22 protein-coding genes are annotated in these 21,535 nt (G+C 65.6%); 15 read left to right on the top strand and 7 right to left on the bottom strand.

Annotation, left to right across the window (positions count from 1 at the left end; genetic code table 11):
- Positions 1-32: 32 nt before the first annotated feature.
- Positions 33-413, bottom strand: coding sequence for an OB-fold nucleic acid binding domain-containing protein (locus tag KUW62_RS11260; RefSeq protein ID WP_224815573.1), 381 nt, complete (start codon positions 411-413; stop codon positions 33-35).
- A gap of 110 nt (positions 414-523) precedes the next feature.
- On the opposite strand from KUW62_RS11260, the gene KUW62_RS11255 reads away from it, so the two are divergent.
- From KUW62_RS11255 to aspS, 3 genes are all read left to right on the top strand, one after another.
- The gene (locus KUW62_RS11255) at positions 524-847 is read left to right on the top strand and encodes a 2Fe-2S iron-sulfur cluster-binding protein (RefSeq protein ID WP_224815572.1); all 324 of its coding nucleotides are present in this window, start codon (positions 524-526) and stop codon (positions 845-847) included.
- Positions 848-905: 58 nt separating this feature from the next.
- Positions 906-1,685 (top strand): VCBS repeat-containing protein, encoded by a 780-nt coding sequence (locus KUW62_RS11250; protein ID WP_224815571.1) that lies wholly within the window; start codon positions 906-908, stop codon positions 1,683-1,685.
- Positions 1,686-1,793: 108 nt separating this feature from the next.
- Positions 1,794-3,566: an aspartate--tRNA ligase gene (gene aspS, locus KUW62_RS11245; RefSeq protein ID WP_224815570.1), complete on the top strand. Its 1,773-nt coding sequence runs from the start codon at positions 1,794-1,796 to the stop codon at positions 3,564-3,566.
- A gap of 25 nt (positions 3,567-3,591) precedes the next feature.
- On the opposite strand, the gene KUW62_RS11240 is transcribed toward aspS, so the two are convergent.
- Positions 3,592-4,296, bottom strand: coding sequence for a response regulator (locus KUW62_RS11240; protein WP_224815569.1), 705 nt, complete (start codon positions 4,294-4,296; stop codon positions 3,592-3,594).
- Positions 4,297-4,501: 205 nt separating this feature from the next.
- Between KUW62_RS11240 and mce the strand changes: the two genes are divergently transcribed.
- Positions 4,502-4,906, top strand: a complete 405-nt coding sequence (mce, locus tag KUW62_RS11235) for a methylmalonyl-CoA epimerase (protein WP_224815568.1) — start codon at positions 4,502-4,504, stop codon at positions 4,904-4,906.
- Entirely contained in the window at positions 4,906-5,193 is a 288-nt protein-coding gene (locus tag KUW62_RS11230) for a DUF1467 family protein (protein WP_224815567.1), read from the top strand. Before mce ends, KUW62_RS11230 begins: the two co-directional genes overlap by 1 nt.
- On the opposite strand, the gene KUW62_RS11225 is transcribed toward KUW62_RS11230, so the two are convergent.
- The 5 genes from KUW62_RS11225 to tldD all read right to left on the bottom strand — a co-directional run bounded on the left by KUW62_RS11225 (position 5,156) and on the right by tldD (position 12,113).
- The gene (locus KUW62_RS11225; protein ID WP_224815566.1) at positions 5,156-5,869 is read right to left on the bottom strand and encodes an EI24 domain-containing protein; all 714 of its coding nucleotides are present in this window, start codon (positions 5,867-5,869) and stop codon (positions 5,156-5,158) included. The genes KUW62_RS11230 and KUW62_RS11225 overlap by 38 nt on opposite strands.
- The gene (locus tag KUW62_RS11220) at positions 5,866-6,459 is read right to left on the bottom strand and encodes a nitroreductase (protein ID WP_224815565.1); all 594 of its coding nucleotides are present in this window, start codon (positions 6,457-6,459) and stop codon (positions 5,866-5,868) included. Before KUW62_RS11220 ends, KUW62_RS11225 begins: the two co-directional genes overlap by 4 nt.
- Before the next feature lie 69 nt (positions 6,460-6,528).
- The gene (topA, locus tag KUW62_RS11215) at positions 6,529-9,237 is read right to left on the bottom strand and encodes a type I DNA topoisomerase (RefSeq protein ID WP_224815564.1); all 2,709 of its coding nucleotides are present in this window, start codon (positions 9,235-9,237) and stop codon (positions 6,529-6,531) included.
- Positions 9,238-9,381: 144 nt separating this feature from the next.
- Positions 9,382-10,473, bottom strand: coding sequence for a DNA-processing protein DprA (dprA, locus tag KUW62_RS11210; protein ID WP_224817096.1), 1,092 nt, complete (start codon positions 10,471-10,473; stop codon positions 9,382-9,384).
- A gap of 215 nt (positions 10,474-10,688) precedes the next feature.
- Positions 10,689-12,113 carry a metalloprotease TldD gene (gene tldD, locus KUW62_RS11205; protein ID WP_224815563.1) on the bottom strand — a complete coding sequence of 475 codons (1,425 nt, stop codon included), beginning with the start codon at positions 12,111-12,113 and terminating at the stop codon, positions 10,689-10,691.
- Between the two features lie 344 nt (positions 12,114-12,457).
- Between tldD and coxB the strand changes: the two genes are divergently transcribed.
- The 10 genes from coxB (at position 12,458) to KUW62_RS11155 (ending at position 21,468) form a co-directional block, all read left to right on the top strand.
- A complete protein-coding gene (coxB, locus tag KUW62_RS11200; RefSeq protein WP_370632882.1) occupies positions 12,458-13,363 on the top strand; it encodes a cytochrome c oxidase subunit II in 906 nt (301 codons plus the stop codon).
- 9 nt (positions 13,364-13,372) lie between these two features.
- Complete coding sequence (gene cyoE / locus KUW62_RS11195) at positions 13,373-14,308, top strand: heme o synthase (protein WP_224815562.1); 936 nt, start codon at positions 13,373-13,375, stop codon at positions 14,306-14,308.
- Positions 14,308-14,514, top strand: coding sequence for a hypothetical protein (locus KUW62_RS11190; RefSeq protein ID WP_224815561.1), 207 nt, complete (start codon positions 14,308-14,310; stop codon positions 14,512-14,514). Before cyoE ends, KUW62_RS11190 begins: the two co-directional genes overlap by 1 nt.
- Positions 14,511-15,086, top strand: coding sequence for a cytochrome c oxidase assembly protein (locus KUW62_RS11185; RefSeq protein WP_224815560.1), 576 nt, complete (start codon positions 14,511-14,513; stop codon positions 15,084-15,086). The genes KUW62_RS11190 and KUW62_RS11185 overlap by 4 nt, the downstream gene beginning before the upstream one ends.
- Before the next feature lie 52 nt (positions 15,087-15,138).
- Positions 15,139-15,951: a cytochrome c oxidase subunit 3 gene (locus tag KUW62_RS11180; RefSeq protein WP_224815559.1), complete on the top strand. Its 813-nt coding sequence runs from the start codon at positions 15,139-15,141 to the stop codon at positions 15,949-15,951.
- Positions 15,952-16,125: 174 nt separating this feature from the next.
- Complete coding sequence (locus KUW62_RS11175; RefSeq protein WP_224815558.1) at positions 16,126-16,803, top strand: SURF1 family protein; 678 nt, start codon at positions 16,126-16,128, stop codon at positions 16,801-16,803.
- Between the two features lie 10 nt (positions 16,804-16,813).
- A complete protein-coding gene (thrC, locus tag KUW62_RS11170) occupies positions 16,814-18,202 on the top strand; it encodes a threonine synthase (RefSeq protein ID WP_224815557.1) in 1,389 nt (462 codons plus the stop codon).
- Positions 18,199-19,461, top strand: a complete 1,263-nt coding sequence (locus KUW62_RS11165) for a pitrilysin family protein (protein ID WP_224815556.1) — start codon at positions 18,199-18,201, stop codon at positions 19,459-19,461. Before thrC ends, KUW62_RS11165 begins: the two co-directional genes overlap by 4 nt.
- Positions 19,461-20,045: a GNAT family N-acetyltransferase gene (locus KUW62_RS11160; RefSeq protein WP_224815555.1), complete on the top strand. Its 585-nt coding sequence runs from the start codon at positions 19,461-19,463 to the stop codon at positions 20,043-20,045. Before KUW62_RS11165 ends, KUW62_RS11160 begins: the two co-directional genes overlap by 1 nt.
- A gap of 31 nt (positions 20,046-20,076) precedes the next feature.
- Positions 20,077-21,468, top strand: a complete 1,392-nt coding sequence (locus KUW62_RS11155) for an FAD-binding oxidoreductase (protein WP_224815554.1) — start codon at positions 20,077-20,079, stop codon at positions 21,466-21,468.
- Positions 21,469-21,535 lie beyond the last annotated feature (67 nt).

The raw sequence follows: 21,535 nt of genomic DNA, 5'->3' as shown, positions 1-21,535 counted from the left end.
GGGTGGCCAAATCCGCGCCCGGCTACGTCGCCCTATGGCTGATCCCCGGCCTTGGCCCCTTCGTGGAGGCGGACCAGTTCGTCGAGCATGGGGGAGATATCCTCCACATGTTCCGCCACGACATGGACAACGCCCGCCTCCCTCTGGATGCGGCCGGTCACGCGAAGAAGCCGCCCCGAAATCACCGCGCGGCGGTATTTCTGGTAGAGCTTTTGCCAAACCACCACGTTGCAGACGCCGAATTCGTCCTCCAGCGTGATGAAGATCACGCCCTTGGCGGTTCCGGGCCTTTGACGCACCAGCACCAGCCCCGCCACGCAGATCCGCGCGCCCTCATGGGGCAGGTGCAGCATGTGGTGGGGCAGGCAATCGGGCGGCCTTGGCCAATCGGGGGGGCGGATGTCGGGCTCCATGCGAACAAAGATAGAACAAAACCCCGCCGACACAAGCCGGTGCTTTCGCGCTGGAAACACGGGGCCGGGCGTATTACCAACCGTAAAGACTTTGATTGCGAGGGCAGAACATGGCCAAGATCACCTATATCGAACACGGCGGCACCGAACATGTGGTGGAGGTCGCAACCGGCCTGACCGTGATGGAAGGCGCGCGCGACAATTCCATACCGGGGATCGAGGCCGATTGCGGCGGCGCCTGCGCCTGTTCGACCTGCCATGTCTACGTCGCGCCGGAGTGGGTCGATAAGCTGCCCGCCATCGACCCGATGGAAGAGGACATGCTCGAATTCGCCTATGAACCGGACGAGACGCGGTCCCGCCTGACCTGCCAGTTGAAGGTGACCGATGCCCTCGACGGGCTGGTGGTGCAGATGCCCGAAAAGCAGATCTGAGCCGGTGGCGCCGCGTCGTCCGGTGCGTGGATGGATGCGGTCCGCCCGCGGCGCGTGTATGGCCTTGTGCCTGTGGCTGACCGGGTCGGGCGTGGCGCTCGCCTGCACCCTTCCGCCCCATGCCGCCACCGCGATGCCGGAAAGCGTGTCGGCCCCGTGGCCCGGCCCCGACGGCGTTCTGGCCTGGTATGACATCCCCACCACGCGCTACGCCCACGGGGTTCTTGGTGATGCGATTGAAGGCACGCGCCTGCATGTCTATTCCGACATCGCCCTGTCGTCGTGCGGCGACCAATCCCTGACCCTTCCGCCGCATCTGGTATTCGAGGATACGGCCCCGCGCCTGGCCGATCTGGACGGGGACGGCGTGCCGGAGATCATTGCCGTGCAAAGCCACGAGGATTTCGGCGCGCAGTTGGCGATTTACCGCCGCGCGCTGGACGGGATCGGGTTGGAGGCCGTCGCCACGACCCCCCATATCGGGCGGCGCAATCGCTGGCTCGCGCCCATCGGGGCGGCGGATCTGGACGGGGACGGCCATGTGGAGATCGCCTATATCGACCGTCCGCACCTGGCGCGCACCCTGCGGGTCTGGCGGTTCCAGGACGACACCCTGACGGAGATCGCCGCACTGGAAGGCCTGACCAATCACCGCATCGGGGAGCCGTTCATCACCGGCGGCATCCGCAGCTGTAGCGCGGGGCCGGAGATGATCGTGGCCGACCGGGATTGGCGAAGCGTGATGGCGGTGCGGCTGGAGGGCGGCACACTGACCGCCCGCGCGCTTGGACCCTTCAGCGCGGACTCCGTGGCCCGCGCGCTGGCCTGCACGCTCTGACCCTCTACGCCCGCTGCCCAGATGCCCGTCCGGCCCGCGCCGCGTGGTCTTGACTTCACCCGCCCCGGACGGTCTATCCGGGCGCAACCTGATACCCGGAGAACCTCCATGCACGCCTATCGCAGCCACACCTGCGCCGACCTGAATGCGACCCATGTCGGTGACACGATCCGCCTGTCCGGCTGGGTGCATCGCCGCCGCGACCACGGGGGTGTGATCTTCATCGACCTGCGCGACCATTTCGGGATCACGCAGGTGCTTTGCGACCCCGACAGCCCGGTTTTCTCCCAGGTGGAGAAGCTGCGCGCCGAATATTGCATCCGCATCGACGGCACGGTGAAGGCCCGCGATCCGGAGCTGGTGAACCCCAAGCTGCCGACCGGCGAGATCGAGGTGTTCATCCGCGACATGGAGGTGCTTGGCGCGGCGGCGGAGCTGCCCTTGCAGGTTTTCGGCGATCAGGAATACCCCGAAGAGACGCGGTTGCGCTATCGCTACCTCGACCTGCGCCGCGACGTGATGCAGCGCAACATGGTTCTGCGCTCGGACGTCGTGGCCTCGATCCGCAAACGCATGTGGGACATTGATTTCCGCGAGTTCCAGACCCCGATCATCACCGCGTCCAGCCCCGAAGGCGCGCGCGATTTCCTGGTGCCGTCGCGCCTGCATCCGGGCAAGTTCTACGCGCTGCCCCAGGCCCCGCAGCAATTCAAACAGCTGCTGATGGTGTCGGGTTTCGACAAGTATTTCCAGATCGCGCCGTGTTTCCGGGATGAAGACCCGCGCGCCGACCGCTCGCCCACCGATTTCTACCAGCTGGATATGGAGATGTCCTTTGTCGAGCAGCAAGACGTGTTCGACACGGTGGAGCCCGTCCTGCGCGGCGTGTTCGAGGAGTTCGGGGACGGCGCCTCTGTCGACCAGAACTGGCCGCAAATCTCCTATGCCGACGCGGCTTTGTGGTACGGCACCGACAAGCCCGACCTGCGCAACCCGATCAAGATGCAGATCGTCAGCGAGCATTTCGCGGGTTCCGGCTTTGCGATCTTCGCAAACCTGCTGGAGCAGGACGGCACCCAGGTCCGCGCCATTCCCGCCCCCGGCGGCGGGTCGCGGAAGTTCTGCGACCGGATGAACAAGTTTGCCCAGGAACAGGGGCTGCCGGGCATGGGGTACATCTTCTGGCGCGATCAAGGCGAGGGGATGGAGGCCGCAGGCCCGCTGGCCAAGAATATCGGGCCCGAACGGACGGAGGCGATCCGCGAGCAGCTTGGTTTGGGCGTGGGCGATGCGGCCTTCTTCCTGGCAGGCAAACCCGCCGAGTTCGAGGCCGTCGCGGGCCGGGCGCGCGTGGTGATCGGGGATGAGCTTGGCCTGACCGAGCAGAACCGCTTCGCCTTTGCCTGGATCGTCGATTTTCCGATGTACGAGGCCGACGAGGACGGGAAGATCGACTTCTCCCACAACCCGTTTTCGATGCCGCAGGGCGGGATCGACGCGCTGGACGGTGATCCGTTGTCGGTTCTGGGCTACCAGTATGACCTGGCTTGTAACGGGTATGAGCTTGTGTCGGGCGCGATCCGGAACCACCGCCCGGATATCATGTTCAAAGCGTTCGAGCTGGCGGGGTACGGCGCGGACGAGGTGCGCAAGCGGTTCGGCGGGATGGTCAACGCGTTCCAATACGGCGCGCCGCCCCACGGTGGATGTGCGGCGGGGATCGACCGGATCGTGATGCTGCTGGCCGACACGGCCAATATCCGCGAGGTGATCCTGTTCCCGATGAACCAGCGGGCCGAGGATCTGATGATGAACGCGCCGTCCGATCCCACCTCGGATCAGTTGATGGAGCTTGGGCTGCGGGTCATTCCGCAGGAGTGAGCGCCAAGGGCAGGGGCGGGTTGCTTCAGATCACCCCCGGCACCGCCTGGATGCGGCCCGAAAGGAACGCGCGAAGCGCCGCGCGGTCGGGTGCGGGCAGCGTTTCGGGCATGGCGTGGGCCTGCTTTTCCAAATCGTCATCGTCGATCCCGCGCGCCACGCCGATCAGGAATGGCTTGAGGTAGCTGACAGGCGGCGTGTCGAGCGCCAAGAGGTCCATTGCGTGGCTCAGATCCTCCCGCAGGGCGAGGGGGTCGGGGTCGATGGCGGTCACCGCAACCTCCCGCGGGCCCTTGGGGTGCCGGTCCAGCGGCAGATGCGCAAGGATCGCGGCCTGATAGGCGGCAATGCTGGACACGGGCTTGGGGATGAAGCCATCCGCACCCGCGGCGATGACCTGTCTTTCCGCCTCCTCCCGCTCCGCGCCGGATGTGCCGAGGATGACCTGCACGCGCGGCGAGGCATCGGCCATCTTGCGGATCAGATCGAGGCCGGAGCCGTCCGGCAGGCCGAGGTCCACGATGGCGACGGTCGGCGAATAGACGTTGAGGTGCCGTTCGGCGGAAGCAAGGCAATCGGCCCGTCGCAACCGCGCACCCGACCGCATGGACATCAACCGGATCGCTTCGGACGCATAGCGGCTGTCCTCCACCACGAGGATGGTGAGCCCCAGCAGGGGCCGTTCCGCCGTCGGTTGCGGGTGAAGGTCGAATTCTTTGCGGTCGTCCATGTCAAATCCCCCAAATGTCCTGTGGCTGCCCGGCATGTGTCGGCGGAACCGATTCCCCCGGACGCTGTCCAGATGTCGCATGCGCAAGGTTTACGAGCGGTAAACGCGACCGCTTTCGCCATGCGACACCGGACGATCTTGCCGTCGCGCCGGCCCCGGGCCATATGCGGACCAAGCCTGACGCAACCCCAATGGGAGAGCCCCCATGATCGGACGCCTGAACCACGTCGCCATCGCCGTTCCCGACCTCGACGCTGCCGCCGCGCAATACCGCGACACGCTCGGGGCCAAGGTCGGTGCCCCCCAGGACGAGCCGGATCACGGTGTGACGGTGGTCTTCATCGAGCTGCCGAACACCAAGATCGAGCTTCTCTATCCGCTTGGGGATAACTCCCCCATAGGTGGGTTTCTGGAAAAAAATCCGTCCGGCGGCATCCATCATCTTTGCTATGAGGTCGAGGATATCCTAGCGGCGCGAGACAAGTTGCAAGCCGAAGGGGCCCGTGTCTTGGGCAATGGGGAGCCCAAGATCGGCGCCCATGGCAAACCGGTCCTCTTCCTCCATCCCAAGGATTTCACCGGCACGCTGGTGGAGCTGGAGCAGGTCTGATGGGGATCGTCACCGGCATCGTGCTCTACGCGATCATCTGGTTCATGACGCTTCTGATTGCGTTGCAGGTGGGGGTGACGAGCCAGGACGAAGCGGGCGAACGGGTGGCCGGCACCCACGGCTCCGCGCCCGCAGATGCGCAGTTGAAGCGGCGCGTCGTCTGGACCAGCATCGTGGCCGCCTTCATCTGGGTCGTGATCGCGTCGATCATCATCTTCGATCTGATCACGCTGGACGATATCGACCTGTTCACGCGGTTCGGGATGGGCGCGCCCCCGCGCGATTGAGCATGTGGTAGAGATGGGTGAACGTCGCGGCGCCCAGGATCGGGACGAGGATGTTCACCACAGGGATCGTCAACGGCACGGCCATCAACACGCCCGCGGCAAAGAGCGTCGGGCGGTTGCGCTTGCGAAACTCCGCCGCGCCGCGCGCGTCGTTGCGGCGCAGCGCCACCATCTGCCCGTATTCGCGACCGAGCAGGATGCCATTCACTACCCAAAAGACCAGTGGCGCGAAGGGCCCGGAGATCAGGTAAAACAGCAGCGCAAGGATGTTGACGACGGTCAGGATGCCGAGAAATTTCGCAACGTCCACAAGGGCTTCGCCGATGGTCAGCCCGCGCGCGGGCGGCAGGCCGGGATAATGCTGATCCTCCACCGCCTCCGACACGCGGTCCAGGAAGATGCCCATGAACGCGGCGGAGACCGGGACCATCAGGAAAATCGACAAGACCAGCATCAGCGGAATGCCCGCGATGGTCAGGGCGTTATCGATCCAGTTCACCTCTCCGATCCAGGGCAGGGTGAAGGTGTCGGGCACGAACCAACCCACGACACCAGCGAAAAGCGCGTAGAATCCCACCAAAAGGCCGATGGTCAGCACCAGTCCAAGGCCCAGGACACCGAGGAAGCGGCTGTCGGTCAATTGGCCCAGGGCCTTCAGGAACGCGGTGAAAATCATGTCTTGATCCAGGTGGTTAGCGCATCGACATCGGGGCGAGGGCGGTCGGGGGGAACGCGCGCCTCATCCGCTATGTGGACGTAGCCCGCGACACTTTCATGGGGGAAAAGGCCAAGCCCCTGCGTCAGAAACGGACGATCCGTGGCGCGCCAACCGGTCAGCCACACGGCCCCCCATCCGGCGGCGAGGCTGGCATTGAGCAGCGACAGGCATACCGCGGCGGCGGATGCATATTGCTCCCGCTCGGGCACGAGGCTTTCGGATTTGGGGCTGGAGATGACGGCGGCGATGAGCGGCGCATCCGCGAAGCCCGAGGCATCCTTTTCGATCCGCTTTGCCTCGATCCCCAGGGCGGCACCACGCGTGCGGGTCAGTGCCGCAAGGCGTTGGCAGGCGGGCGCATCGAGCAGCAGGAAGCGCCATGGCTCCAGCTTGCCATGGTCCGGGACGCGGACAGCGGCGGTCAGCAGGATGCGCAGCGTGTCGGGGTCGGGCGCGCGCCGGCCCATCATGCGTGGCGGGCGTGACCGGCGGGTCAGCAGGAAATCGAGTGCTTCGGCGTTCGGAGCAAGGGGCGTTGAATCAGCCATGGAACCGATTTCGGGCGCGGGGGCCGCAAGATCAAGGCCTTGCCCGCCCCGCATCGCCATCGGGCACGTCTATTCGGCGGATTTCGCCGCTTTTTTCGCGGGTGCCTTCTTCTTGGCCGCGGGCTTTTTCGCCGCCGCCTTACGCTTGCCGGTGCCCTTGCCGCCCTTGGCGATCTTCTCGTTCAACACCTCAACGGCCTTTTCCATCGTCACGGCTTCGGGATCGACATCCTTGGGCAGTGTCGCGTTGATCTTTGCCCATTTCACGTACGGCCCGTAGCGGCCTTTCATGACCTGCACCGGGCCGCCCTCCTCGGGGTGTTCGCCCAATTCCTTGAGCGGGGCGGCCGCCTGCCCGCGTCCGCCGCGCCCGGCGGCCTTTTGGGCGATCAATTCGACCGCGCGGTTCATGCCGACGGTGAACACTTCCTCCACCTCCGGCAGGTTGGCGTAGATGCGACCGTGCTTCACGTAAGGCCCATAGCGCCCGATCCCGGCCTCCACCGGTTCGCCATCTTCCGGGTGATCGCCGACCTTGCGCGGCAGGGACAACAGCGTCAGCGCCTTTTCGAGGTCGATATCGTCAACTTCCCACCCCTTGGGAAGCGACGCGCGCGGCGGCTTCTTGTTCTCCTCGGTCACGTCGCCCAGTTGAACGTACGGCCCGAAACGACCCGTACGCAGCGTCACCTTCTCGGACGTGTCGGGATCGACGCCGAGCATCTTTCCGTCTGGCCCGAGGATGTCGCCCGTCTGATCCGCGCCTTCCTGTGGCGGGCCGAAGGCACGGGTGTAGCGGCATTCGGGGTAGTTGGAGCAGCCGATAAACGCGCCGCCCGCCCGCGCCGTGCGCATCGACAGACGCCCCTTGCCGCAATTGGGGCAGAGGCGCGGGTCGGATCCGTCCTCCTTGGCGGGGAACAGGTGCGGCTCCAGCACCTCGTTGATCTTTTCGAGCACCTCGGTGATCCGCAGCTCGGCCGTTTCCTCGATCGCGGCGTGGAAATCCTTCCAGAACCGATCCAGCACGTCCTTGTAATGGCGATCGCCCGCACTCACCTCATCAAGCTGGTTTTCCAGGTCGGCGGTGAAGTCATAGCCCACGTATTTGCGGAAATAGTTGGACAGAAAGACGGTCACGAGCCGCCCCTTGTCCTCCGGGATCAGGCGGCCCTTGTCCTTGATCACGTAGCCGCGGTTCTGGATCGTATCCATGATCGAGGCATAGGTGGAGGGGCGCCCGATGCCGAGTTCCTCCATCCGCTTCACGAGCGTCGCCTCGGTATAGCGCGGCGGGGGGGCGGTGTGGTGCTGTTGGCCCAGAACCGCGCCATTGGCCGACAGGATCGCGGCCTTGGAGCGGCGCAATTCGCCCGCGTCATCTTCTACAAGATCGTCGCCCGCGAGTTTCGCGTAATCCGCGCCAAGCGCCTGGGTCGCGGGTTTCAGCGCGTCGCCCTGGCTGACCTGCGGCAGGCGCTTGCCATCCTCTTCGTCGGCCTGGACGTCATCGCGCCCTTCCTCGTAGACCTTCAGGAACCCGTCGAAGAGCACGACCTGACCGGTTGCGCGCAATTCCACCTGGTCGTCGGCGGACCCGATCGTCACCGTCGTCCGCTCCATTCGCGCGGCTTCCATCTGGGACGCAATGGTGCGCTTCCAGATCAGGTCATAGAGCTTGCGCTGGTCATCCTCGGACAGTTTCAGGTCATCGGCGGCCTTGGACATGTCGGTGGGGCGCACGCATTCATGGGCCTCCTGCGCGTTCTTTGCCTTGTTCTTGTAGATGCGTGGCTTGCCGGGGACATAGGCGTCGCCGTAGCGGTCCTTGATCGCGTCGCGGGCTTGGGTCACCGCTTCGGGCGCCATGTCGATGCCATCGGTCCGCATATAGGTGATGTGCCCGGCCTCGTAAAGGCGCTGCGCGGTGGACATGCATTGCCGCGCACCCATGCCGAATTTGCGGCTCGCCTCCTGCTGGAGGGTGGAGGTCATGAAGGGCGGGGCGGGATTGCGGTTGGCGGGTTTGGCCTCCACATTCGTGACGCTGAGCGCGCGGGAGGAGACGGCCTGCACCGCCAGCCCCGCTTCCGCGGCGTTGGGCAGGTCGTAGCGGTCGAGCTTCTTGCCGCCGAGCGTGACGAGGCGCGCCTCGATCGACTGGCCGCGGGGCGTGTCGAGGATGGCGCGGACCGACCAGTATTCGCGGGGGCGGAACGCCTCGATCTCCATCTCGCGTTCCACGATCAGGCGCAGGCAGACCGATTGCACGCGCCCCGCCGATTTGGCACCGGGCAGTTTCCGCCACAGGACCGGCGACAGGTTGAAGCCCACCAAATAGTCCAGCGCGCGGCGGGCGAGGTAGGCTTCCACCAGTTCCATGTCGACCTGGCGCGGCTCCGCCATGGCCTTGGTCACGGCGTCCTTGGTGATCGCGTTGAACGTCACGCGGCTGACGGGCGTGTCCTTCTTGATCGCCTTGCGAGACGTCAGCGCCTCTTGCAGGTGCCAGCTGATCGCCTCCCCCTCCCTGTCGGGGTCGGTGGCGAGGATCAGGGACGGGTCATCCTTCAGCGCATCGACGATGGCTTTCACATGCTTCTTGGAATCCGCCGCGATTTCCCACTTCATCGCGAACCCCTCTTCGGGGTCGACGGAGCCGTCCTTGGGCGGCAGGTCCCGCACATGTCCGAAGGAGGCGAGAACGGTGTAATCACTGCCCAGATACTTGTTGATTGTCTTGGCCTTGGCCGGGGATTCGACAACAACAACGGGCATGGATGGATCACCTTTTCACGGGATTGGACTGGCGGCGGAACATGTGGGGCCTTGGGTGGGGATGTCAATGCGGGCCGTGCGATTGGTCCCCGCGTGGCCAAGCCGCCGCCCAGGGATGGCCGAAATCAACGGACGTCTTGCGCGTCAGTCGCCCGCCAGCTGCACCATGCCGCCGGCGGAGCGGGTGATGCGACCGGACATTTCCAGCACCGCAAGGGCCTGCGCCATGTCGCGGGCCGGGGCGCGCATGTCGCGGGTCAGCTGATCCTCGGCCAGCGGCGTCGGCCCAAGCGCGGCGAGAATGCGGCCCTCCAACGGCGCGTCGGGCGGGGGCGGTGCGGTGTGCGCCGCCTCGGATGCGCGGGTCGGGTCAGGCGCGCGGGCGGGGGCCGTGTCGCGAACCGGGGCAGGCAGGCCCAATGCCTCCAACACATCGTCGGCGGAGCGGATCAGCGTGGCCCCGTCGCGCAGCAAGATATTGGCCCCCGACGCGCGGCTGTCCATCGGGTGGCCCGGCACGGCCATCACCTCCCGCCCCTGTTCCCCCGCAAGCCGCGCTGTGATGAGCGAGCCGGAGCGCGCCGCCGCCTCCACCACCACCACGCCCTGGGCGAGGCCCGAGACGATGCGGTTGCGGCGCGGGAAGTGGCGGGCCTGCGGTTGCAGGCCAAGCGGCTGTTCGGAGAGGCGCAGCCCGGTCTCCGCAATCTCCGCCGCAAGGGCCGCATTCTCCGCCGGATAGACCACATCGACACCACCGGCGAGGACCGCGATGGTGCCGGCGGGCAGGCTCGCCTTATGGGCCAGCGCGTCGATCCCGCGCGCAAGGCCCGAGACGATGGTGAACCCGGCCTCCCCCAGGTCGGCGGCCAGCTTCCGCGCCATTCGCGCGCCGAGGCCGGAGGCGTTGCGCGTGCCGACAATCGCCACACAGGGTTTCGACAGCAGGCTCGCCCGGCCCATCGACCACAGGATCGGCGGCGCGTCGGACGTGTCGGCCAGCATCGCGGGGTAATCGGGATCACCGAGGCAGATCATCCGTGCCCCCACCCGGGCGGCGGCGCGCAATTCGGCCAGAACCACGGGTTCGGGGCAGGGCTCATACCCCTTCACGCCCGCGGCCTTCGCAACCTCCGGCAATGCCCGCAACGCGGCGGCAGCGGAGCCGTGTTCGGACAGAAGTCGCAGATACGTCGCAGGCCCCACCCGCCGCGACCGGATCAGGCGCAGGCGCATCAGACGCTCGTCCTCTCCGCTCGCAGGCGGCGGGATATAGGAGACCGGCGCCTCGTAGAAGAAGGGATCAGCCGCGAAATGCGACGGGGAATCGGGTGCGGTCCACATGGCCACAGGCTTGGCGGCAATTGGTTAACGGAAGGTTACTGGCAAACGCCCGGTCTCGGGCCATCCGTTCCCCCCAAGGCAGTCAACCGCAGTGCCATCCATCGTGCTCAAGCCGCGGAGCCGCCCACCGTCAGCCCGCCGATCAGCAGCGTCGGTTGCCCCACGCCCACCGGCACCCATTGGCCGTTCTTGCCGCAATTCCCCATGCCCGGATCAAGCGCCATGTCATTGCCGATGGCGCGCACCTGCGTCATCGCCGTCGCGCCGTCGCCGATCAGGGTCGCACCCTTCACCGGCGCACCGACAACGCCGTTCTTCACCCGGTAGGCTTCCGTGCAGGAGAAGACGAACTTGCCGTTGGTGATGTCGACCTGCCCGCCGCCGAAACCCACGGCATAAATCCCGTCCTTCACATCCGCCACGATATCGCCGGGGTCGGCCTCGCCACCCAGCATGTAGGTGTTCGTCATCCGCGTCATCGGCGCGTGGTCGAAGCCCTGGCGGCGGCCGTTGCCCGTGGGCTCCACCCCCATCAGGCGGGCGCTCTGACGGTCTTGCATGTAACCCACGAGGATGCCGTCCTCGATCAGGGTGGTGGCGCTGGACGGCGTGCCCTCATCATCGACGGAGATGGAGCCGCGGCGGTCGGGGATCGTGCCATCGTCCAGCACGGTCACGCCCTTGGCCGCCACCCGTTGCCCCATCAGGCCGGCAAAGGCGCTTTGCTTCTTGCGGTTGAAATCGCCCTCCAGCCCGTGACCGACGGCCTCGTGCAGCAAGATACCGGGCCAGCCGGGGCCAAGGGCCACGTCCATCACGCCCGCAGGCGCGGGTTCTGCCGACAGGTTCACCACGGCGATGCGCAGGGCTTCCCTGGCGACCGATTCCCAATGGCCGCGCTCCATCAGGCCCAGAAGGCCCACGCGCCCGCCACCGCCCGCCGATCCGCTTTCGCGGCGGCCATTCTCCTCCACGATGACGGAGACGTTCAGGCGCACCATCGGGCGAATGTCGGAAACCCGCGTGCCTTCGGGGCGCAGGATCTCGACCTCCTGATGCGACGCGGCCATCGAGGCGCTGACCTGCACGATGCGCGGATCAAGGGCGCGGGCGAAGGCGTCGATCTCGGCCAGCGTCTCCAGCTTCACACCGAATTCCGCGCCCGCCATGGGGTCGTCATCGGTGTAGAGCTTTTCGTTCGTCCCGCGCGGCGCATCGGCGAGCGTGCCGCCCCCGTCCCCCACGGCCAGCCGCGCGGTTTCGGCTGCGCGTAGCAGGGCGGCCTCGGAAAGCTCCGTGGAATGGGCGTAGCCCGCAACCTCCCCCTTAACGGCGCGCAGGCCGAATCCCTGCGCCGCGTCGTAGGAGGCGTTCTTGATGCGGCCATCGTCGAAGACCAGCACCTCGGACCGGCGGCGCTCAAGGAACAATTCCCCGTCTTCCGCCCCATCGGTGGCCGCGCGCAGGATGCGCAGGGCGGCGGCTTCGTCCAGATGGGTGTCGAACGGGCGGAAGGGGGATGTGTCGGCCATGAAGTCTGCTCCTGTCTCGGGGTCATACATAAGGCGATTTGGGGTGGGTGCGACACCCCGTTGAGAATTGAGCGGAGGCAGGGTTCATGGATACCGGTTCTTTGGGCAAAGAGACACCTGCGCGCACCGCTGCGCGGCACTCTTGCAGAGCTACGAGCACCGCTGCGCGGCACTCTTGCAGAGCTACGAGCACCGCTGCGCGGCACTCTTGGGTGAGACAATTTAGAGCACTGTCTTGAACGTCGGCCCGCTATATGGTCTGGCGCAACGTGAACAGACGCTGGAACGGGCCCGCGGGGATCGCCCCGGGGTCGGACACCCGGACAGACAACAGGACAGACCATATGGCACTTCGCAAGAAGCTCAGCGGCCTTTGGGCCGCGATTGGCGCAACCCTCGCAACCGCGATGATGGCCCCCACGATGGCGGCGGCGCAAACCACGGAAATCCGGGGCGATCTGGAGATCATCGGCGCGCCGGAGCCCGGTGGCATCGGCTTCCAGCCGGGCGTGACCGACGGTGCGCTCGACATCCGCGCGCTCGACAGCTTCCTGCACTGGATCGCCGCCGCGATCACGGTCTTTGTCCTGGGCTTGCTGATCTGGTCGGCGCTCAAGCACAATGCCAAGGCCAATCCGGAGCCTGCGACCTTCACCCACAACACCCGGATCGAAGTGGCCTGGACCATCGTGCCGCTTCTGATCCTCGTGGTGATCGGCGCGTTCTCCCTTCCGGTCCTGTTCCGCCAGCAGACGATCCCCGAGGCCGATGTCGTCGTGAAAGCGACCGGGTTCCAATGGTATTGGACGTACGAATACCCCGAGCACGGGATCGAATATCCCAGCTACATGCTGAATGAGGACGAGCTGGCCGATTACGGATATTCGCGCGATGAATACCTGCTGGCCACCGATACCGCCGTCGTGGTGCCGACGGGCCAGACCATCGTGGTGCAAGTCACCGCCGCCGACGTGATCCATTCGTGGACCATCCCGGCCTTTGGCGTGAAGCAGGACGGCGTGCCGGGACGTCTGGCAGAGCTGCACTTCACGGTCGCCCCCGGCGAGGAAGGCATCTATTTCGGCCAATGTTCCGAACTGTGCGGCGCGGCGCATGCCTACATGCCGATTACCGTCTTCGCCGTCACGGCCGAGGAATACGAGGCGTGGCTGGCGGGTGAAGCGGCGGCATTCGCGTCCCTCGATGGGGCGCGCGCGCCGCAATATATCGAGCTGGCGGCGGCTGAGTAAGCGACAGAGATGAGCGATTTCACCGCACAATCCGTGACCGAAGCCCGCACCGGCACGCCCGAGGCGGGGTTCGGCGATTACGTTGCCCTGCTCAAGCCGCGGGTGATGTCGCTGGTCGTGTTCACTGCCTTGGTGGGCCTTCTCGTCGCGCCCGGCGGCACGTCCCCAATGATCGGGTTCACGGCGATCTTGTTCATCGCGCTCGGCGCCGGCGCCTCCGGCGCGCTGAATATGTGGTACGACGCGGATATTGACGCGGTCATGAAGCGCACCGCCAAACGGCCCGTCCCCGCGGGCAAGGTCCCGGCGGGGGAGGCGTTGACACTTGGCCTGTGGCTGAGCGCGTTGTCGGTGGTGATGTTGGGGCTTGCGACGAATTGGGTCGCGGCCGGGCTTCTGGCCTTCACCATCTTCTTTTACGCGGTGATCTACACGATATGGCTGAAACGCGCGACGCCGTGGAATATCGTGATTGGCGGGGCCGCGGGATCGTTCCCTCCGATGATCGGATGGGCGGCGGTGACGGGCGACGTCTCCCTCGCGTCGGTCCTCATGTTCGGGCTGATCTTCATGTGGACGCCGCCGCATTTCTGGGCGTTGGCGCTTTTCATGAAGGGCGATTATCACAAGGCCGATGTACCGATGCTGACCGTCACCCACGGGCGCGCCGAGACGCGGAAGCAGATCCTGATCTACACGATCTTGCTGGTCCCGGTGGCCCTCGGCCTTGCGCTGACACCGGTGGCGGGCCCCGTCTATCTGGCCGCGGCGATCGTGCTCAACGCGATCTTCCTCAAGGGCGCGTGGGACATCTGGCGGCGCAATGAGGATGTGGCGGAGGCCGATGGCTACGCGGTGGAGAAGCGCGTTTTCAAATTCTCACTCCTCTACCTCTTCCTGCATTTCGGCGCGCTTCTGGTCGATGCGATCTGGAGGCTGATCTGATGGCGGAGACCAAGAGCCTGGCGGAGACTCACGAGATCCACAAGCGCCGCTTCGGGCGCAATGTCGGCACGGCCCTGTGCCTGCTGGGGTTCTGCGCCGTGGTGTTCGGCCTGACCATCGCGAAGGTGCGCGAAGGCGGATTGCTGGAGGCCAATGACCACCAGCCCCGCGCCTCCATGCTGCCGGTGACGGAGAGCACGGAATGAGCGAACGACCGAAGGGCATGGACACCAACGCGCGCACCGTTTTGAAGCTGTGCGGTGTGGTTGTGTTCATGGGCGCGATGACCGCCGCCGCGGTGCCGTTCTACGATTGGTTCTGCCGGGTGACGGGCTTCGGCGGCGCGACCGTGACGGCGGACGCGGAAAGCGACACGATCCTCGACGATGTGATCCGCATCCGCTTCGACGCCTCCACCGCCGCGGACATGCCATGGGAGTTCCGCCCCATGGTCCCCCACGTCGATATCCGCATCGGGGAGACGGGGCTGGCTTTCTACGAGGCCTATAACCCGACCGATTATCCCATCGCGGGAACCGCGAGTTTCAACGTGGCCCCCTTCGACACCGGCGGCTATTTCGTGAAGATCGCGTGTTTCTGCTTCGAGGAGCAGATCCTGATGCCCGGGGAGCGGGTGGAGATGCCCGTGACCTTCTTCGTCGACCCCGAGATCCAGAACGATCCCGAAACCGTCGACACGCCCGCCATTACCCTGTCCTACACGTTCCACGTCATGGACATGCCCGAAGATTACGCCGCGCTCGACGCGGAGAACTGAGACCAATCCGCCGCGCGTGCAGCGGCGCAAGGACAATGACCGGAGACCTGCCATGGCCCACGTAAAACGCCACGACTACCACATCCTCCCGCCGTCGATCTGGCCGCTGATCGCGGCGGCGGGGGCCTTCGCCATGCTGTTCGGCGCGGTGAACTGGATGCATTCCGGCAGCCCGTGGCTGTTCGCGGCGGGCTTCGTGGCGGTCCTTTACGTGATGTATGCCTGGTGGGCGGATGTGGTCCATGAAAGCGGCGACGGCGATCACACGCCGGTGGTCCGCATCGGTCTGCGCTACGGCTTCATCATGTTCATCATGTCCGAGGTGATGTTCTTCGTGGCGTGGTTCTGGGCGTTTTTCAAACACGCCATTTTCCCGATGGATGGCTACGAGGCCTCCACCTACATCCCGCCGGAAATCTATCAGGTCGACCCGTTCCACCTGCCGCTCATCAACACGCTGGTCCTGCTTCTGTCGGGCTGCCTTGTGACCTGGGCGCACCACGCGCTGGTCCATAACGGCGACCGCAAGGACGTGGAATACGGGCTTCTGGGCGCGGTTGTCCTGGGCGTCGCCTTCACCGCTCTCCAAGCCTACGAGTATTACGAATTGATCGTCCACCACGATTGGCAATTCGGCGGCCCGGACGGCGACAAATTTTATTCCACCTTCTTCATGGCCACGGGCTTCCACGGCTTCCACGTGGTGATCGGCACGATCTTCCTGTTCATCTGCTACCTTCGCGTGCGGCAGGGCCATTTCACCGCCGAGAAGCATATCGGGTTCGAGGCGGCGGCGTGGTACTGGCACTTCGTCGACGTCGTGTGGCTGTTCCTCTTCGTGGCGGTCTATATCTGGGGTCAGTAACGCCCTGTAGGGAGCTGGCGGGGAGGCTTCGGCACTCGCCCTCCCACCCTCCACCGCCCCCCGCGCCCGGAGACCGGGCGTGGCCCCATCCGGGCCGGTGGGACGTTTTGAAAGTCTTGGCAAGATGACGGGGCCCGCCGGACAGGTGGGCCCTTGATCCTTCGAAGGGGATCCATGGGCGGTCGCATCATCACGGTTGGTCTGTTCGGCATCATCGGCGCGGCGATCCTGGTGTCGCTTGGCGTATGGCAATTGCAAAGACTCGCCTGGAAAGAAACTGTGCTGGCCGAGATCGAGGCGCGGATCGACGCGACCCCCGTCGGCCTGCCCGCCGCCCCCGACCGGGAGGCGGACCGGTACCTGCCCGTCACCGTGACCGGGCAGTTTCTGGAGGACCCGGCGCGTGTACTCGTCTCCGTCCAGGGATCGGGGCCGGGGTTTCGCCTGATCTCTCCGTTCGGGACCGAGGGCGGTCGGCGCGTTCTGGTGGATCGCGGGTTCCTGCACGAAAGCATCGAAACCGTGCCCCTGCCGGAGGGGGAGGTGACGGTGATCGGCAACCTCCATTGGCCCGACGAGGTGGACGGGTTCACGCCCGCGCCCGACATCGCGCGCAACATGTGGTTCGCCCGCGACGTGGACACGTTGGCGGCCCATTTCGACACCGAGCCAGTCTTCATCGTGGCCCGCGAGATGTCGGTTTCGGACGCCCCCGTGACGCCCTTGCCCGTGACGTCCGAGGGGATCCCGAACAACCATCTGGGCTATGCGGTACAGTGGTTCGGGCTGGCGATCGTCTGGTTGGGGATGACAGCGTTCCTGGCTTGGCGTATCACCCGACGAACGGCCTGAGGGAGAGCCAATGCGGTATGTCTCGACGCGCGGCAACGCGCCGGATTTGAGCTTTGAAGACGCGATGTTGACCGGTCTGGCGCGGGACGGGGGCCTGTACGTGCCCGCCGAAATCCCCGCGCTGAGCCACGGTGACATCGCCGCCATGGCGGGCCTCAGCTACGAGGAGATCGCGTTCCGCGTGATGCGGCCCTTCATCGGCGATACGTTCAGCGATGCGGACTTCGCGGAGCTGATCGCCAAGGCCTATGCGGGCTTCGGCCATGCCGCGCGCGCGCCGCTCAAGCAATTGCAATCGAACCATTTCCTGCTGGAGCTGTTCCACGGGCCGACGCTCGCGTTCAAGGATTTCGCGATGCAATTGATCGGGCAACTGTTCCAGGCCGCCCTTGCGCGTCGCGGCGACCGCGTGACTATCGTGGGTGCGACGTCGGGCGACACCGGATCGGCAGCGATGGAGGCGTTTCGCGGCCTCGACAATGTCGACGTGTTCATCATGTTCCCCCATGGCCGGGTCAGTGACGTGCAGCGTCGCCAGATGACCACCGTGACCGAGGCCAATGCCCACGCGCTCGCCATCACCGGCGATTTCGATGATTGCCAGGCGCGGCTGAAGGACATGTTCAACCATTTCGAATTCCGGGACCGGGTGAAGCTGGCCGGTGTGAATTCGATCAACTGGGCGCGGGTCCTGGCGCAGGTGGTTTACTACTTTTCCGCCGCTGTCGCCTTGGGCGCGCCGCACCGGTCGGTGTCGTTTTGCGTACCCACGGGCAATTTCGGCGACATCTTCGCGGGCTACATTGCCAAGCGAATGGGCCTGCCCATCGAGAAGCTGGTGATCGCCACCAACCAAAACGACATCCTGCACCGCGCCATGGTCACGTCGGCCTACACGAAGGAAGGCGTCACGCCCTCGATCAGCCCGTCGATGGATATCCAGGTGTCGTCCAATTTCGAACGCGCACTTTTCGATGCCTATGGCCGCGACGGGCGCGCCGTGGCACAGGTGATGGACGAGTTGCAAACGGCCGGATCGTTCCAGATCAGCCAGGGCGCGATGGAGGCGTTGCGCGAAACCTTCACCTCGGGCCGCGCGTCGGAAGACGAGACCTCCGCCATGATCAAGCGCGCTTTGCCCGAGATGGGAGAGCTTCTGTGCCCCCATTCCGCCGTCGGCGTACATGTGGCGCAGGATCATCTGGGTACGACGCCCCTGGTCACGCTCGCCACGGCGCATCCGGCGAAATTCCCCGACGCGGTCGAAGCGGCAACCGGAATCCGGCCCGCCTTGCCCCCGCGCATGGCCGACCTGTTCGAGCGGGAGGAGCGGATGCAGCGCGTCGACAACGATCTGGCGGCGCTGGAAGCCGTCATCGAAGGGAGCGTGTTTGCGTGAGTGTTGAGATCCATACCCTGAAGAACGGCCTGCGCATCGTGACGGAACATATGCCAGGGCTCGAATCCGCGGCGCTCGGCCTTTGGGTCAGCGCGGGCGGGCGGCACGAACGGGTGGAGCAGAACGGCATCGCGCATTTCCTCGAACACATGGCGTTCAAGGGCACCAAGCGACGCAGCGCCTTGCAGATCGCCGAGGAAATCGAAGACGTTGGCGGCTATATCAACGCATACACGTCGCGCGAAGTGACGGCTTATTACGCGCGGGTGTTGAAACAGGATGTGGCCCTTGCGCTCGACCTGATCGGGGACATTGTCCTGAACCCCGTGTTCGATCCCAAGGAGATCGAGATCGAGCGCGGTGTGATCCTTCAGGAAATCGGGCAGGCCGCCGATACGCCCGACGACATCATCTTCGACTGGTTGCAAGAAGTGGCCTATCCTGAGCAACCCTTGGGCCGCACGATCCTTGGCCCGGCAGAGCGGGTGCAGGCCTTTGGCCGCGCCGATTTCGACCGCTTCGTGGGGGAGAATTACGGCCCCGAACAGTTGATCCTGTCCGCTGCCGGTGCCGTGGACCACGCCGAGATTGTGCGCCTGGCCGAGGCGACGTTCGGCCACCTGACGCCCGTGTCCGGCACGGTGCCAATGCCGGGCCAGTTCGCCGGTGGCGAACATCGCGTGGTCAAAGGGCTGGAGCAGGCGCATTTCACGCTCGCGCTTGAAGCGCCCGGCTACCGCTCGGACGATATCTATACCGCGCAGATTTTTGCCACAGCCCTTGGCGGCGGCATGTCGTCCCGCCTGTTCCAGGAAATCCGCGAAAAGCGTGGCCTGTGCTACACGATCTATTCGCAAGTGGGCAGCTATGACGACACCGGGTTGCTGACAATCTATGCCGGAACCTCCGCTGAGGATCTGCCGGAACTGGTCGGCCTGACAGTCGATGAATTGCGCCGCTCGGCCGAGACGATGACGGAGGCTGAATTGGCCCGCGCGCGGGCGCAGATGAAGGCGGGTTTGCTGATGGGGCTCGAAAGCCCGTCGGCGCGCGCGGAACGTCTGGCGCGGCTGGTGGCGATCTGGAACCGCGTGCCGCCGCTGGAGGAAACCGTGGCGCGTGTGGATGCGGTGACGCTGGCCGGGCTGAAGGACCATGCGGGCGCGTTGGGCCGCGCGGGTCGTGCGGCCATGGCGCTTTACGGGCCGGTCGAGGCCGCCCCCGACCTTTCCCGAGTGACGGAGCGTCTGGCGGCCTGATGATCGCGCGAAAACGCAATCTTCGACTGGAAACAGAACGCCTGACCCTGCGCTTGCCACGCCACGCGGACTTCCGGCCCTGGGCAGCCCTGCGCCATCAATCGCGCAGTTTCCTGACCCCGTGGGAGCCCGCCTGGGCCGAGGATCACCTAACCCGAAAAAGCTTCACGGCCCGCGTCTATTGGGCGCAACGCTCGGTCAACCAGGGCTCTGCCGTGCCTTTGTTCATCACGCGCCGCGCCGATGACGCGCTTCTGGGGGCCATCACGCTCGACAACATCCGGCGCGGTCCGGCGCAATCGGCGACGCTGGGGTATTGGATCGGCCTGCCATTCGTGCGCCAGGGCTACATGCGGGAGGCGATTGGCGCGGTCTGCCACTACGCGTTCCAGGCGCTTGATCTCAGCCGGTTGGAGGCGGCGTGCCTGCCGGAAAACGCGGCGTCTCGCGGGGTGTTGGAGAAATCGGGCTTCAAATACGAAGGCGTCGCGCAAAGCTATCTGCAAATCGACGGGCGGTGGCGGAACCACGTGCTGTTCGCCAACCTGCGCCACGACCGGCGCGGGCGCACCGATGCCGGGTGACGGCGGCGATTGGGCGCGCTAGGTCTGGGGCATGGACATCCTGAACACATTGCGCGCGGCCCTGCCCGACGACGTTTTCCGGGAGGCTGACGCGCGCTATCTGGAGGAGCCGCGGGGCCGCTGGACGGGGCAGGCAGTGGCGGTTCTCGCCCCATCCTCGACGCCGGACGTTGCCACTATCCTACGGATTGCCAATGAGCGCGGCGTGCCCGTCGTGCCCTATAGCGGCGGCACGGGATTGGTGGGCGGGCAGGTCAAGCAAGGCGGCACACCCCCTATTTTGTTGAGCCTGGAGCGGATGCGGGCCGTGCGTGCGATGGATGCGCAGGCGGGAACATTGACGGTGGAGGCGGGCGCGATCCTGTCGGACGTGCACGGATGGGCGGAGGCGGAGGGGTGGATCTTTCCGCTCACGCTCGCCTCCCAAGGATCGGCCCGGATCGGAGGTTTGCTGGCGACGAATGCGGGTGGCGTGAACGTGATCCGCTATGGCAATGCGCGCGATCTGGTGTTGGGGGTCGAGGCGGTGCTGGCGGATGGCACCATCGTCAACACCTTGTCGCCGCTGAGAAAAAACAACACGGGCTATGATCTGCGCCACCTTCTGATCGGATCGGAGGGGACGTTGGGCGTGATCACGGCGGCGTCTTTGCGGCTGTTCCCGAAGCCTGCTGCGACCGGGGCGGCGCTGATGGCGGTGGGCTCCTCTGCGGCGGCGCTGGAGCTGTTGCGGCTGGCGCAGAGGCGGATCGGGGAGGGGATTTCGGCGTTTGAATTGATCGGGCGGATGGGCTTTGATTTCTTGGCCGAAGTGGGGCCCGATATACGGCAACCGTTTGAAACCATTCCCGATTATTGCTGCCTGATCGACCTGGGATTGAGCCATGGCTCACCCGAGGCGGCGCTGGAGGCGCTGTTTGCGGAGGCGTTCGAGGCCGGGTTGGTGAGCGACGGGGTGGTGGCGCAATCGGAGGGGCAGCGGCAGGAGTTCTGGCACATCCGCGAGAGCATCCCCGAGGCGAACCGGCGCGTCGGATCGGTGTCGTCGCACGATATATCGGTCCCGGTCGCGCGCATCCCCGACTTCATCAACGCCGCGCCGGAAGCGCTTGGAAATATTGACCAATTCAGGATCAATTGCTTCGGGCATCTGGGCGACGGGAACCTACATTACAACGTCTTCCCGATGCCGGGAAAGACCCGCGCGGACCATGAGCACCAGCGCGAAGCGGTCAAGCGCGCGGTGCATGATCTGGTGGCGGAGATGGGTGGCTCCGTCTCGGCGGAGCACGGGATCGGGCGGCTGAAAGTGGACGATCTGGAGCGGTATGGCGATCCGGGGAAGCTGGCGGCGATGCGGGCGATCAAGGCGGCCCTGGACCCGAACAACATCCTCAATCCCGGCGCGGTTTTGCGCGGCTGAGCGGCGTATAGGATCGGTATAGGGTTGGTATAGGTCCAGTATATACGCGATTTGCGCACAATGATCG

This window comes from Hasllibacter sp. MH4015 (assembly GCF_020177575.1).
Classification (GTDB): domain Bacteria; phylum Pseudomonadota; class Alphaproteobacteria; order Rhodobacterales; family Rhodobacteraceae; genus Gymnodinialimonas.
The sequence above is the reverse complement of the archived record's forward strand: the minus strand, read 5'-3'. Positions and strand labels throughout refer to the sequence as shown.